Below are 15,167 nucleotides of genomic sequence, written 5' to 3' on the forward strand. Positions count from 1 at the left end.
AGTCCTACTGGTATTTCAGTAGGACTTTTTATTTGCAAAATTTTGCACTTTCATAAAAATCAAAATACTTTTTCATAAATTTGTACCATATCATTATGCAAGCATACTATTATGGAAACCTACGGAAAAATTTTGATGATTGCCAGTCCAATATTTTTGGCATTAGTACTACTTGAAAAAGCTTACGGATATTTTGTCAAAAAAGATTCATTCAAGGCAATGGACATGATTTCGAGTCTTACTTCGGGCTTCACCAATTCTGTTAAAGATGTATTAGGCTTAAGTGTTTCTATTCTTTCTTACGAATGGATGGTTAGCCATTGGACTATTTATAAAGTTGAATCAACAATTTGGGTTTATATGATTGCTTTTATTTCTTTAGATTTAACTGGCTATTTGGTTCATAGAATGGCCCATGAAATCAACTTTTTTTGGAACAAGCACGCTATCCACCATAGCAGTGAAGAATTCAATTTAGCTTGTGCTTTACGTCAAAGTATTTCTTCGTTTGTGAGTTTATTCACGATATTTTTATTGCCTGCTGCTTTGTTGGGTGTAGAACCAAAAGTCATTGCTATTGTAGCACCCTTGCATCTTTTTGCTCAATTTTGGTACCATACCGTTTATATTGGTAGAATGGGGATTCTCGAAAAAATCATCGTTACACCCTCGCACCACCGAGTACATCACGCCATCAATCCAGAATATTTAGATAAAAATCATGGACAAATTTTTATTATTTGGGATAAACTTTTCGGTACCTTTCAAGAAGAATTGCCCAACGTTCCACCTGTTTATGGTATCACTCGCCCAGCCAGTACTTGGAATCCGATAAAAATAAATTTTCAGCACTTATGGCTACTTATAAAAGACGCCTATCATGCCAACAGTTGGAAAGATAAACTCCGTATTTGGTTCATGCCCACAGGCTGGAGGCCAGCTGATGTAGAAGTACGCTTCCCTGAAAAAAAGATTGAAAATCCGTATAATTTTGAAAAATATGCCCCAAAAAGCTCAATATCAATGCTAATTTGGGTTTGGTTTCAGTTTATTTTCACTTTCGGGATGCTTTTTTATTTCTATGGTAATATTGCCAAATTTGGCGTTCCCAATATGTTTGTTTATGGTGGATTTATTTACTTAAATATTTTTGCCTACACAGAGTTAATGGACAGAAACCCGAAGGCAATTGTTTGGGAAATTATTAAAAATATCATCGGTTTTGCACTCATTTATTCGATGGGAGATTGGTTTGGTAGCAGCTTGCAATATCCTTGGATTACAAGCGTAATGATGGCTTATTTTCTACTTTCAACAGTCATTACCGCTTATTTTGTATGGTTTGAAATTCGTGGAGAAAAAGAGAAAATGGCATTTTCATAAAAAAACCTGTAAGGTCTGGGCGACCCCGTCTTTTCAGACCTTACAGGTTTGGGAACAATTTTCCATGCCCATACTCATAGCCCTGTTTGATAATCTCTTTGATGTCTTTAATTGTAAAATCTGTTAGTTCGATATGTAGCGGTTCTTCTGGGCGAATAACTGTTAATTTAACTTTTTTTGTAATATTAAACGAACCAATACTTCCATAGCTTTTGGCGTAATTCTCTGCCCATTCAATATCACTATTTTCAAATTGGTTGACTGTGATATCTTTTATTCGTTCTATTAAGCTAAAAAAACTACGATAGTTGAAATGTTCTAAAGGGCGATTTTTAGGATGCGTAGCTACACAATAAATCTCAGTCGCACCATCTTCAATTGCTTTTCGTAGCGGTACAACTTCTCGCAAACCACCATCCATATAAGCCTCACGATGATCGCCTCCAATTTGAATAGCTGGCATAATAAACGGCAAAGAACTACTTGCTCGAAGATAATCTAAAAAATGTTGTTCTAAGGGGTCTGCATAGTGCATTTGCCCTGTATTGATATTAACAGTACCGACTTTTAACTTTATTGGGCTTCTACGCAAAATGGTCATATCCAAATGCTTCTTGAGCTTATCATGAAGTGGATTTGTATCAATCAAACCATCAAATCTGCTTAAAAGTGTGTCAATGCCAAGTGAAAATTTCGATTTCAAGACGCCAATATCAGAAGGTTGTGTAATGTTTTCTAACCAAAACTTCAGGAGTTTTTTATTGACTAAATCCCAATCAATTGTTCCATTTTCGATAAATTGCTTTCCAGCTTCATTCACCATAAACGATCCATTCAATGCCCCTGCTGATATTCCATAAATCATTTCTGGTTTAAATCCAGTATCTAAAATCGCATGAATCACACCTACTTGCCAAGCTCCTTTTAGCGAACCACCACCCAAAACTAATGCCTTCATTGTAAAATATTTATATTAAAACGCTCTTTACATCCCTAAAAAATTAGCCTATCACTTAAAAAAAAGAAAGATCAGACTAAAAATTGCACTAAACATTTAAATCCTTTTATTCTTTTCTCAATTATACGATGAAATTAGCTATTTTTGAAAAAAAATTTAGAAAACTTCTCAAATGATAGATAAAAAAATATTTATAAAATTGGTATAATCCAAGAATATTTTGAACAATAACACTAAAAATATATTATTTTCATTAATTCTGCTCAATAAATCAGAATTCAGTTGTAAAATTGTACCCTCGGAGCAAAACGACTTTTTGCTCACTTCTTCATGCCATTAGATATTAATCAAATACAAGCCCCGATCGAGCAAGATTTGGAAATTTTCGAGAAGAAATTTCGTCAGTCAATGAAGACCGATGTAATGCTACTCGACCAAATAATGAAGTACATTATTCACCGAAAAGGCAAGCAGGTAAGACCCATGTTTGTATTTTTAACGGCTGGTACGCTCGGAACAATCAATGAGGCCACCTATCGTGGTGCAGCTTTAATTGAATTGCTTCATACCGCTACACTCGTACACGATGATGTAGTAGATGACTCTAATTATAGACGAGGTTTTTTCTCTATCAAAGCTCTTTGGAAAAACAAAATTGCTGTTTTAGTAGGTGATTATTTATTATCAAGAGGGCTGCTATTGAGCGTTGATAATGGAGATTTTGATTTGCTCAAAATTGTTTCCACTGCCGTAAAAGAATTGAGTGAAGGTGAATTATTACAAATAGAAAAAGCCCGCAAGCTCGATATTACTGAAGATGTTTATTACGAAGTAATTCGTCAAAAAACTGCATCATTAATGGCCTCTTGCTGTGCAGTTGGAGCAGCATCAGTTGGTGTATCAGCTGAAATTGTTGCAAAAGCCAAGCTTCTAGGCGAGAAAATTGGTATGGCTTTTCAGATAAAAGATGACCTTTTTGACTATGGCGATGCTGAAATTGGAAAACCAACAGGCATTGACATCAAAGAGAAGAAAATGACATTGCCATTGATTTACGCCTTAAATCATGCCTCTTGGTCGGAAAAACGCAATATCATTAATCTTGTAAAAAATCACTCTGAAAACCCTAAAAAAGTAACAGAAGTGATTGATTTTGTTAAAAAATCAGGAGGTATTCAATATACAACTGAAGTAATGAAACGCTTTGTTCAAGAAGCTAATGAAATTCTATTTACTTTCCCTGATTCTGCCTTTCGTAAATCTCTACACGACTTGGTGCAATTTTCTATTGAACGTACAAAATAAACTATATTTATATTTTATACAACTTATTCAATAAAAACAAACAATATTAAACAAGTTGTATATTTTGAATTTTCAATATAAAATGAAAAATATTTTCAATTCATTGATAATGAGCCTATTAGTTGTTTCTACATTTGCTCAATCTTCTTTTAAGCAGGTAAATAAAGTTAAAATTGAAGAGTATTTATCTAAACTCCCTGCTACGTTTAAGGTAACAATGTTGGTGGAAAGTATTGAGGGGAAAGTATATTTTAGCCATAGAGCCGACGAACGTGTGCCATCCGCAAGTGTTATCAAGATTCCGATTTTGATAGAATTGATGGAAAAAGTAAAAAAACATGAGCTAAGTTTAGATAAAATTCATACGCTAACCAATGCAGAAAAAACGGGTGGTTCGGGTATTTTAGCAAATATTGCAGAAGGCAAACAACTGACTATCAGAGATATTGCTCAAGAAATGATTCGGTCAAGTGACAATACAGCGACTAATATCTTGATTCATGAAATCGGTATGGAAGCCATCAATCAAAATTTAGCCCAATTAGGTATGATGAAAACTCGCCTCAACCGAGTGATGATGGACACCGAAGCTGTAAAACAAGGCCGAGAAAACTATGTAAATGTAGTAGAAATCAATGCCTTGATGCGACTGATTTATAATAAAAAGGTGGCCACTCCTACCCTATGCGATGAAATGATAAGCATGCTGAAAAACTGTGCCGATACCGCCACAATTCCAAGAAATTTACCAAAAGACCTCATTATCGCTCATAAAACAGGTGGTTTACCTTATGTACGAGGCGATGCAGCGATTATTTATACTACTAAACCTTTCATTATTTCTATTTTTATTGAGGGTTTTAATGATGAAACCGCCGCCGAGCAAGCCATTGGCGATTTAGCTGAGATTTGTTGGAGGGAGTTAAGGTGATGTAAATCATAAACCTCTCATACTAAATATTCTCGCAGAAACATCTCCTTTATCTCAATTTTTCACCATTATTTCTACAAAATCCCAAGCACATTACTTATATTTACTGCTTGTGATTACTTCTTTATTTACCTAAACTTCTTCATTAATATTGCTATGAAAAAAGCCTTATTTTTAATTGCTGCTCTTTTTATATTGAGCGGTAATCAAACTTTTTCGCAAAGTTTACTTGGCTTTGATGCCAAAAGTATTCAAAAACAATTAGATTTAGAAACCGAGTTTGATGCTCGTTTAAATGCCAAAAATCTACAAGAATGGCTTAAGCGAATGTCATCAAAACCTCATTTTGTGGGCTCTCCACATGACCGTGACAACGCAGTTTTTATGCGTGATTTGTTTCGTTCATGGGGTTATGAAGCAAGAATAGATACTTCATATACACTTTTTCCAACACCTAAAGTTCGCCAATTAGAGTTAGTTAGTCCAACAGTTTTTAAAGCATCATTGGTTGAACCAGCCCTGAAAGAAGATGCTACTTCAAGCCAACTGAAAGACCATTTGCCTACTTATAACTGTTTTTCCGGTGATGGAGATGTGACGGCTGAGTTAGTTTTTGTCAATTATGGTACACCTGCCGACTACGAAGTATTGGAAAAAATGGGTATCAGTATCAAAGGGAAAATTGCGATTGCAAAATATGGCAATTCTTGGCGTGGATTAAAACCTAAATTGGCTGCCGAAAAAGGAGCAATCGGTTGTCTCATTTACTCCGACCCAAAAGATGACGGTTACGGACAAGGTGATGTCTATCCAGCTGGGCCATTCCGCAATGAAAATGGGGTGCAGCGAGGTTCGGTTTTAGATATGCCCGTACAACCTGGCGACCCATTGACTCCAGGCTATGGCAACACTAAAAACGCCAAAAGATTAGATTATAAAGATGCCACCACTATCATGAAAATACCAGTGCTGCCAATTTCTTACGCTGATGCTTTGCCTTTACTCAAAGCAATCGGTGGCAGACTCGCACCAGAATCTTGGGCTGGGCAGTTGCCCATTGCCTATCATATTGGGCCAGGGCCGGCAAAAGTACATTTAAAATTAGAGTTTGATTTCAAAGTAGAACCACTTTTCAATGTAATTGCTGTAATGAAAGGTTCGGAATCGCCTGACCAATGGATTTTGCGTGGTAATCACCATGATGGATGGGTTTTTGGTGCTGCCGACCCATTGAGCGGCATGGTGGCTGTGATGGAAGAAGCAAGAGCGGTAGGAGAATTAGTCAAAACTGGTTGGAAACCAAAAAGAACAATTGTGTATTGTGCTTGGGATGGCGAAGAACCTGGTTTATTAGGTTCAACCGAGTGGGCGGAGACTTTTCAAGAAGAATTACAAAAAAAGGCGGTTGTTTATCTCAATTCTGATGGAAACGAGCGTGGTTTTTTATATGCGGGTGGTTCACATACATTAGAAAAATTCTTTAATCAAATTTCTCGTAATGTAACTGACCCACAAACAAATATCAGTGTTTCTGAGCGTTTACGTTCAAGTATCTTGGTAAATGGCTCGCCTGATGGAAAAAAAGAAGCGAAAACACGTAACGATTTACGTATTGGTGCTTTAGGCTCGGGGTCAGATTTTACACCTTTCTTACAGCATTTGGGTATTTCTGCTATGAATGTTGGCTTTGGTGGAGAAGGAGAAGGTGGAGAATACCATTCGATTTATGATTCTTATGATATGTTTGTTAGATTCAAAGATCCTGATTTTTCTTATGGTGTAGCTTTAGCAAAAACAATGGGAAGAACGGTTCTACGCTTAGCTAATGCAGAAATATTGCCATTTGAATTTCAAAGTTTTGCCAATACCATGCAAATTTATAGCGATGAGGTAGAAAAATTACTTGAATCACAACGTAGTAAAACCGATGAAAATAACCAGTTAGTGAAAGACGGACGCTTTGCTGCTGCCACTGACCCTACAAAACCCTACACGGTAAAGTTATTAGACGAAGTACCTTTTATTAATTTTGCTCCTTTAAAAAATGCTTTACAAAGATTAGAAAAAAGTGCCAATGACTATGCAGCTGCAAGTAAAAATGCTGACAAACTGAGTGCTGAACAAATGAAACGCTTAAACGAAATTTTATATAAAGCCGAACGTTCGCTATTATTACCTGAAGGTTTACCGATGCGTCCGTGGTATAAACATCAAATTTATGCTCCAGGATATTATACAGGTTACGGTGTAAAAACAATGCCATTGATTCGTGAATCAATTGAGCAAAGAAAATGGAAGGATACTGAAAATGGCGTAGAAATTACGGCAAAAGTATTAGATAATTTTACTGCTCAGATTGATTTAGCGGTTGGCTTATTAGGGAAATAAAAAAAATACTCCTTAGGCAGATAATCTGCCTAAGGAGTATTTTTTTTACAAAACCTGACGATTCGCACAGAAAAAAGTCGTTCGCCCACCTACTTTTGTAATCTCAATTTTTTCACCACATTCGGGGCATTTTCCTATTAAAATTTCGATATTTTGGATTCCCCAACCCCGTGCGTGTATCAGAAAGTTTTTGGGAAAATCATCATAATTGGCTTGTGAATCAATCGCTGTTTGTATCACCAAACGCATCGCTTCGTAAATCATAATTATTTCATTTTCAGATAATTGGCTTGACACTTTCTCGGGATGAATCTTCGCTTGAAACAATACTTCATCAACAATCCAATTACCAATTCCTGCCACTGTTGATTGGTCGAGTAATGCCGATTTGATGGGAGATTTCTTTTTGACCAAACTTTTCTTCAATTCTTCAAGAGTAATTTCTAAAGCATCTTTATTTATTTTCTTGCGAGATAAATATGCTTCGATATCTTCTACAATACCAATTCGTTCAAACTTTCTTGGGCATAGAAATCCTAATTTAAAACCATTCGCAAAACGAAAGATGATTCGAGCAAAACGTGGTGTATCTTCTTCATCTTTAAAATAGGCCAAATCACCCGTCATACCAAAATGAAAATGTAGCCAATAAGGTGCATCTAATTGTGCAAATAGGTTTTTACCCACTCGCTTTGTTCCAATAAATTGTTTGTTTTTAAGTTGATGAACAAGCGTATCATAATCAGTTGTGAGCAGTTTGGTATCTTCTACATAAACATCACTGATGGATTGATACAAACTTGTTTCTTCAAAAAAACGACGGTAGGTTTCTACTTCAGGGAGTTCGGGCATGATAATGATATTTATATGTAGATTTAACCCATTCTAAGAGTTTTTGTTTAATAGTGAATACTCTAAATGTATATCACGAGCAATTGCATAAAAATCTCCCAAATTTTCTACTTCATTTTCTCACAATTCCAAGACAGAATTTTGTCAATCTTTGATTGCTCAAAATACAATTACTAAATCTTGGAATAGTTATATATAATATAATTCTAAGACTATTGATTTTTCTTAAAAACTTACTATAAATTGGCATTTATTACTTCATTTTCGTCATTAGATTTATGGTTTAAAGCTACACACTTCAAGTAACTGTCTAAAAAAAATACAAAATATTTAATATTTACTTGACAATGTAAAATATTGGTCTTAATTTTGCACCTGTATTAAAAAAGGCACATCCGTATTGGAGCCTCTGCGTCAATAAAATCGTTTCAAAGAGTGTTTTTCTCTTTCATTCTATTTCCTTTCAGGGCAGCAACGGATGGTTCTCATCGTTCGCTTTATCATTTTTTTCGGCTATCGGGGCAATCCACGGTTTTGCGTGAGGACGACAGTGACGTTCCGACTAAAACATTTTATCCTTAATGGAACAAGTAAAATTTTCTGACCTTCCGGTCTCAGAGTACATCCTTCGTGCAGTTGAAGAAATGGGTTTTTCAGATGCAACACCTATTCAAGCTCAAGCTATTCCCGTTGTAATGCGTGGTGGCGATTTCATAGGACAAGCTCAGACTGGTACAGGTAAAACAGCTGCCTTTGGTATTCCTGCCATCGAAGCAGTAGATGTAGATAGTAAAAGTACACAAGTATTAGTTATGTGTCCAACTCGTGAGTTGGCTCTTCAAGTAAAAGAACAAATCCAAAAATTAGCAAAGTACAAAAGAGGCCTCAACGTAGCTGCCATTTATGGTGGAGAATCGTACGAGCGTCAGTTTTTGGCTTTGAAAAAAGGTTCACAAATTGTGGTTGGTACGCCTGGTCGTATTATGGACCACATCGACCGCAAAACCTTAATATTGAGTGATATTAAATTGGCGATTTTGGATGAGGCTGATGAGATGTTGAATATGGGTTTCAGAGAAGATATTGAAAAAATCTTGTCTTTTGCTCCAACAGAACGTCAAACAGTATTGTTCTCGGCAACTATGTCACCAGAAATCCTTTCAATTGCGAAACGTTTCCAGAAAAATCCTGAGATTGTTCGTACTTTGAAAACAGAGGTTTCAAATGCAAACATTGAGCAATTCTACTTCTCAGTTCGTAGAGAAGCGAAAATGGAAGTAATGACACGTTTGATTGACGTGCATAACTTAAAATTAATGTTGGTTTTTGCTAATACCAAATCAAAAGTTGATGAAATCGTAAGTGATTTGCAGATCCGTGGCTATGCTGCTGAAGGCTTACACGGTGATATGCGTCAACAAGTACGTACGCAAGTAATGAGTAAATTCCGTGCAGGAACAACCACTATCTTGGTTGCAACTGACGTTGCGGCTCGTGGAATTGACGTATCGGGTGTTGATGCTGTTTTCAATTTTGATGTACCACAAGATTTAGAATATTACGTTCACCGTATTGGCCGTACTGGCCGTGCAGGAAAAACTGGAAAAGCATTTATGTTTATTTCAGCTCGTGATAGAGGGGCTTTACGTAACATCGAAAACTATACGAAAGTTAAAATTGAGCAAGGAACTATTCCTACTTTCAACGAATTAGTAAAAACTCGCCACAACCGTTTTGTTGAGCAAGTAAAAGAAACCCTTACAGCAGGTGTTGATGCTTCTTTCGATGGAATTATTGCTCAATTGAGCGAAGAAGGTTATTCTGATGCTCAGATAATGGCTGCTTTAATCAAAATGCAAGTTGGTGCAGTGAAAAGCGATTTTGCTGACCATCAATTATCTGATAGCTACCGTGAGCCAAGAAGCAATGACAGAGATGGTCGTTTTGGTGGAAATAGCAGAGATTCAAGACCAGCTCCAGCTTATGGCCGTCGTGAAGGTGGATTCAACCGTGAAGGAGCTCCAGGTGGATTTAGAAGTGAAGGAAGTCGCCGTGAAGAGAATGGAAGCCGTGATTTTGCTCCACGTGAACGTCGTTTTGAACCAAGAGAAAGACGTGAAACAGGTACTCGTGGCTCGGGCAATGCCGACATGGTACGTTTGTTTTTGAGCTTAGGTCGCAAAGATAATGTTGCTCCCAATCATATTGTAGGTGCTATTACTTCTGAAACAAGTATTGCTGGTCGTGCGATTGGACAAATTGATATTTATGACAAATTTAGCTTTGTTGAAGTACCACAAGCAGACGTAAAACGTGTACTGGACGGAATGCAAGGCAAAACTATCAATGCTCGCCAAGTGAGCATGGAAGTTGCTAAGTAATAAATAAGTCAATAGACGATAGTAAAAAAGCGAAGTGAAAGTTTTTCGATACTTTTGCTTCGCTTTTTTTGTTACAAATTTCTTATTGAATTCTACGTGTTTATTTATTTAATTTGTAAAAAAAACAAACTAATGGAAACGCTCATTGTTAAACCTAAAAATATTGAAGAGCTTCATTTTGTGCAAACGATGCTCACTAAAATGAGAATTAAGTCTGAAGTGAAGGAGCAAAACAAAAAAAAACAGCTAAAAAAGGAATTTCTTGATTCATTTGAAAGACGAGTAGAGCAAGTAAATCAAGATTTGGCTGGTGAAATTAAATTAAAAAATGCTTTTGATTTACTCAATGAACTTTAAAATTGAAGCTATTGCAGCGTTCGAGAAAGATTTAAAGCAACTTTCAAAAAAATACCCTTCGCTTAAAAAGGATTACGAAGATATGTTATATAGTTTACTTGCCAATCCCCAACAAGGCGAACCACTTGGCAAAGACTGTTACAAAATTAGAATGTCTATTTCGAGTAAAGGACAGGGAAAAAGTGGAGGAGCGAGGCTCATTACAAATGTTAAAGTTGTCAAAGAAAAAGTATATTTGATTGCTATTTACGATAAATCAGAGATGGAAAACATCAGCGATAAAGAGCTGAAAGAAAGACTTAAAGATATTAAGTAACAGCTTTTGAGATTTATAAAAGCGAAGTGAAAGTTTTTCGAGACTTTTGCTTCGCTTTTTTTGTGGGTTTGGGAAACATTTTATTCAAATTCATAAAACATCAAACTATCACCTCCTCATACAACTTAATTAAGGTTATACCTAAGTGTTTTTCTATCAAAAAAATAGATTCAAGTGTAAAATTATGGCCAGCATTTTATCAAGCCTTTTGCCATTATCTCCAATTTTTATCGTAAATTTATCAGCTTTTTACTAATATAAAATTAGTAAAATCGTGATAACATGGACTATTTACAAAAAATATTAATTGATTTTGAATTGCACTCAGTGGAAGGAATACAAGAGTGCTTTGACAATGGTGTTAATCCAAATGCTATCGTCAATGGCAAACCATTGATTGATGGTTTGATAAATATGTATGCTCGTGGGCCATTATTTAAAGAATGTATCAAAGTATTTGTAAACAATAATTTGGAGTTTGAAGATAAAGTATTATTGGCAGTCTTATTAGATGACGCTACTGCTTTGGACGCTCAATTGTTTATCAATAAAGAAGCATTACTAAAAAAATATTCATTTAATTCTACTTTCACGCCCTTATACAGAGTCTCGCTATTGCATATTTGTGCTGAATATAATCATTTATCCTGTGCTAAGATTCTTGTAAAACACGGTGCCGATATTAATGCCAAAGCAGGCTTAGATAAAAATGGTTTTGGTGGACATACACCGATTTTTCATACGGTCAATCAACATGAGAATTTATCTATTGATATGCTAAATTATTTTATTTCTCAAAAAGCTGATTTAACTCTCATCGTTAAGGGGCTTGTTTGGGGTAAAAGCTATGAATGGGAAACATTTATTCCTTCGGTGAATCCAATAAGTTATGCGATGATGGGTCTTCTTCGGCAATTTCAAAGAACAGAGCAGGATGTCTATGCGGTTGTTTCATTATTGCTCAAAGCTACCTATCATATCGACTATCAGCCTGCAAATATCCCTAACAAATATTTGAATAGTTAGAAATTTTAATGAGCAACAAACAAAACCAATTGCTATCAATACTGCTTTTTAAAATAAGCAGTCTAAAAAATAATCTAAACGAGTAACAAATTTATAAAGCTTATTACGTTTTTCCTTCTTACACAAGTTTCCTTCTTTTTGAATATTATTGAATAAATATTGGTTCTTTGAATCTCTTCATTTGTCTTAGAACAGCTCCCAAACCCTTTTGTTTTTCTTCATCATCTGAAAATAGATTACATTTTTTTGTACAAAATAAAATGATAAAAATCATATTGATTGATTTTGAATCAAATTGGCTTTTTTTTGATTCACAAGTTCATCAAATTAAACTGAAATTTGTACTACTATTTAGTAAAATAATACCAATTCTATTTCAAAGATGAAAACATTACTACCTTCAACAAAAATCTGGTCAGTCTTGGTACTGGTCTTAATTGGCAATATGGCTTTTGCCCAGAACAAAATTTCAGGTAAAGTTACAGATGCTAAGAATGAGGCTTTGGTAGGTACATCAATCGTAATTAAAGGTACAACCAAAGGTACAACAGCAAATGCAAACGGTGAATTTTCGATTGATAATGTAGCCAATGGTGCTTATAAATTAAGCATCTCATTTTTGGGTTATTCTTCAAGAGAAATTGAAGTAAATGTGCCACAAACGGGTAGTTTGACTATCCAAATGCAAGAGAATCAAGCTGATTTGGATGAAGTTGTCGTTACAGGGGTTTTTGATAAACGTACAAAGATGGAATCATCAGTGGCTATCTCAACATTAAACGCCAAACAAATGTCAGTTTTAGCACCGACCAGTGCCGCCGATTTACTGAGAAATATTCCTGGGGTTTATGTCAATAATGCCCGTGGAGAAATTGCCAATACAGTTTATTCAAGAGGTATTGCCGCTAACTCTATTGATAATGCTTCGGGCTATTATTATGTATCAATGCAAGAAGATGGTTTACCATTGATGAATGTAAATTATGGAACAGATAATTATCTAAGAGCCGATATTACAACGGAACGTTTGGAGGCTGTTCGTGGTGGAACTGCTTCGATTTTAGGAGCTAATGCTCCAGGTGGAATCTTTAATTATGTTTCAAAAACAGGTGGAAAAACCACACAAGGCGAGGTAAGAGCAAAATATGGTTTAGAAGGTAATGGTAAAAATCCGTTCTATCGTGTTGATGCCAATATCGGTGGGCCGTTGAGCAAAGATGGTTCGCTCACTTATAATATTGGAGGCTTTTATAGAACGTCAAATGGAGCAAGATACCCTGGTTATGCCAGCAATAATGGTGGTCAAATCAAGGCCAATATTCTTAAAAACTATTCATCGGGAAGTTTGAAGTTATTTGTAAAAGTGCTTGACGACCACAATGCACAATCTGAATTTATACCTTCACAAGGCTGGGATAACCCAAAAGTGATGTCTGGACTATCAATTACTGATTCTTATAATTTGCCTGCTTTTTCAATGCAAATTCCTATCAATAATACTGGTTCTGCTACTTTCAATTCAAAAGACAAATATTATAACCGAGATAAAACCTTTGGTTTGAACTGGGTACAAGACTTAGGAAATGGTTGGACAATCAAAAATGATGGTAAATACTCTGTCAAAAATATGACTGGTAATGTGCCAGCCGTTGTTACACCTTATGCAACAGATGGTATTATTTTTTATGCTTTACCACATTTATTACAAACAGGGCATTTGGGTACTTATATTTTCAATGATAAGGTAACGGGTCAAAACCTCGGCACAATTACGATGGTACCAAATATTATCAATGGAAATTTTGCTGGATTTAACTTTATTCCTGGAGCAAACAACAATTTCCCAGGGGCAAATATTCAGAAAAATTCATTATTCTTCTTGCCTTTATTCTACCAAGATATTGCCATCAACGAATTCATGAATCAGTTTGCTGTTTCAAAGAAATTAGATAAAATGAGCTTCAATTTTGGTGCTTTTTATGCCAATTCAAAAGTTGACCGAGTAGGTGGACAAGAAGATTCGGGCGTAGGTGTCGGTACCATGCAAGACCAACCACATTTGGTTGATATTCAGCTTAAAGGTTTAGATGGTAAAACATATCAAATTACCGACCCAAATGGTTTCATGGACTTAGGCAGAGGAGGTATTACTACTTCAAATGCTAAAAAATCTCAGCTTGCTTTATTTTTTGGTCACAATTGGGCGATTACTCCAGCATTGAATCTTGATTGGGGTTTACGCTATGAACATACCAATTATGCTGGTTCAAATGTACCTGTTACTCGCAATCCTAACGAATTCAATCCAACATGGGGTGGTACAGATGGTAATCCTCTGACGGTTTATGATAATGGTGGTGGAAGTGTAGGTACCCCTCTTCCATTTAATAAAACTATCAAAACAGTATCATTTTCAGCGGGTTTAAACTATAAAATTAATGAAGGAGCAGCAGTTTATGTTCGCTATGCCAATGGAAATAAAGCCCCTGAAATTGGTCAGTTCTTTTCGGCCACAAGTCAGTTCCTGATTAATAGCTTGAATACAGAAGCTCAGAATATTCAACAAATTGAAGGAGCATTGAAGCTTAAAAAATCAAAATATTCTTTAAATGTTACGCCTTTTTATAGTCTTTTATCTAATGTTCCAAACTTACAATTTGGATTTCAAGATGCAAACGGGCAAACGTATAACCCTACTACACAATATGGAAAATTCAGAACCTTTGGTGTAGAATTGGAAGGTACTTATATAGTTAACCCTAATTTTAGTGTAAGAGCTCAAGCGACTATTCAAAATTCAAAAGCTGTAGAATACAAAACTTGGATTGCCAGTGGTGTGAGTGCCAGCAAAGATGTATTACTTGATTTTTCAGGAAATGAAACTGATAACAATGCTCAGTTGATGTTTGGTATTACGCCAATGTATCAAAAAGGTAAATTCAATGCTTTGTTCAACTATTATTATATGGGGGCTCGTCAAGCAAATGTCCCAAATGCTTTCAAAATGCCAGCTTTTGGTCAATTAGATTTAAGTATTGGTTATGATTTAAGCAAAAAACTAAGATTACAAGCCAATATCAATAACCTTACAAATGTTTATGGGGTGTTGGGTTGGTCTGGTCCAGGTGGTTTCCCTGCTGCCTTAAATCGACAAGGATTCACCAAAGAGTTTGTAGCTGCTAATCAAAATGCCGTTTATTCAACGCAAGGTTCGATGCCAAGGGCTTATTTCTTGACACTGAGCTATAAGTTTTGATTGATAAAAACAAT

Annotated in this window: 11 protein-coding genes; 9 read left to right on the plus strand and 2 right to left on the minus strand. The window is 35.7% G+C overall.

The features are described from left to right. Positions 1 to 111 precede the first annotated feature (111 nt). Positions 112 to 1,383, plus strand: a complete 1,272-nt coding sequence (locus ACQUQZ_RS17520; protein WP_435356378.1) for a sterol desaturase family protein — start codon at positions 112 to 114, stop codon at positions 1,381 to 1,383. A gap of 40 nt (positions 1,384 to 1,423) precedes the next feature. On the opposite strand, the gene ACQUQZ_RS17525 is transcribed toward ACQUQZ_RS17520, so the two are convergent. Then, positions 1,424 to 2,341 carry a patatin-like phospholipase family protein gene (locus ACQUQZ_RS17525; RefSeq protein WP_435356379.1) on the minus strand — a complete coding sequence of 306 codons (918 nt, stop codon included), beginning with the start codon at positions 2,339 to 2,341 and terminating at the stop codon, positions 1,424 to 1,426. A gap of 330 nt (positions 2,342 to 2,671) precedes the next feature. Between ACQUQZ_RS17525 and ACQUQZ_RS17530 the strand changes: the two genes are divergently transcribed. From ACQUQZ_RS17530 to ACQUQZ_RS17540, 3 genes are all read left to right on the plus strand, one after another. Further along, complete coding sequence (locus ACQUQZ_RS17530) at positions 2,672 to 3,646, plus strand: polyprenyl synthetase family protein (protein ID WP_435356380.1); 975 nt, start codon at positions 2,672 to 2,674, stop codon at positions 3,644 to 3,646. Between the two features lie 82 nt (positions 3,647 to 3,728). Beyond that, complete coding sequence (locus ACQUQZ_RS17535) at positions 3,729 to 4,577, plus strand: serine hydrolase (RefSeq protein ID WP_435356381.1); 849 nt, start codon at positions 3,729 to 3,731, stop codon at positions 4,575 to 4,577. A 156-nt stretch (positions 4,578 to 4,733) separates the two neighbouring features. After that, positions 4,734 to 6,965, plus strand: coding sequence for a transferrin receptor-like dimerization domain-containing protein (locus ACQUQZ_RS17540; protein WP_435356382.1), 2,232 nt, complete (start codon positions 4,734 to 4,736; stop codon positions 6,963 to 6,965). Positions 6,966 to 7,010: 45 nt separating this feature from the next. On the opposite strand, the gene ACQUQZ_RS17545 is transcribed toward ACQUQZ_RS17540, so the two are convergent. Then, positions 7,011 to 7,817 carry an Fpg/Nei family DNA glycosylase gene (locus ACQUQZ_RS17545; protein ID WP_435356383.1) on the minus strand — a complete coding sequence of 269 codons (807 nt, stop codon included), beginning with the start codon at positions 7,815 to 7,817 and terminating at the stop codon, positions 7,011 to 7,013. Positions 7,818 to 8,398: 581 nt separating this feature from the next. Between ACQUQZ_RS17545 and ACQUQZ_RS17550 the strand changes: the two genes are divergently transcribed. From ACQUQZ_RS17550 to ACQUQZ_RS17570, 5 genes are all read left to right on the plus strand, one after another. Continuing rightward, on the plus strand, positions 8,399 to 10,198 hold the full coding sequence (locus ACQUQZ_RS17550) for a DEAD/DEAH box helicase (protein ID WP_435356384.1): 1,800 nt from the start codon (positions 8,399 to 8,401) through the stop codon (positions 10,196 to 10,198). A gap of 132 nt (positions 10,199 to 10,330) precedes the next feature. Continuing rightward, entirely contained in the window at positions 10,331 to 10,555 is a 225-nt protein-coding gene (locus ACQUQZ_RS17555; protein WP_435356385.1) for a hypothetical protein, read from the plus strand. Next, positions 10,527 to 10,871, plus strand: coding sequence for a type II toxin-antitoxin system RelE/ParE family toxin (locus tag ACQUQZ_RS17560; protein ID WP_435356386.1), 345 nt, complete (start codon positions 10,527 to 10,529; stop codon positions 10,869 to 10,871). Before ACQUQZ_RS17555 ends, ACQUQZ_RS17560 begins: the two co-directional genes overlap by 29 nt. Positions 10,872 to 11,153: 282 nt before the next feature. Next, complete coding sequence (locus ACQUQZ_RS17565; RefSeq protein ID WP_435356387.1) at positions 11,154 to 11,897, plus strand: hypothetical protein; 744 nt, start codon at positions 11,154 to 11,156, stop codon at positions 11,895 to 11,897. A 382-nt stretch (positions 11,898 to 12,279) separates the two neighbouring features. Continuing rightward, positions 12,280 to 15,153 (plus strand): TonB-dependent receptor, encoded by a 2,874-nt coding sequence (locus ACQUQZ_RS17570; RefSeq protein ID WP_435356388.1) that lies wholly within the window; start codon positions 12,280 to 12,282, stop codon positions 15,151 to 15,153. The last annotated feature ends 14 nt before the right edge of the window (positions 15,154 to 15,167 follow it).

The organism is Emticicia sp. SJ17W-69 (genome assembly GCF_051209875.1).
In the GTDB taxonomy this organism is placed as follows: Bacteria; Bacteroidota; Bacteroidia; order Cytophagales; family Spirosomataceae; genus Emticicia.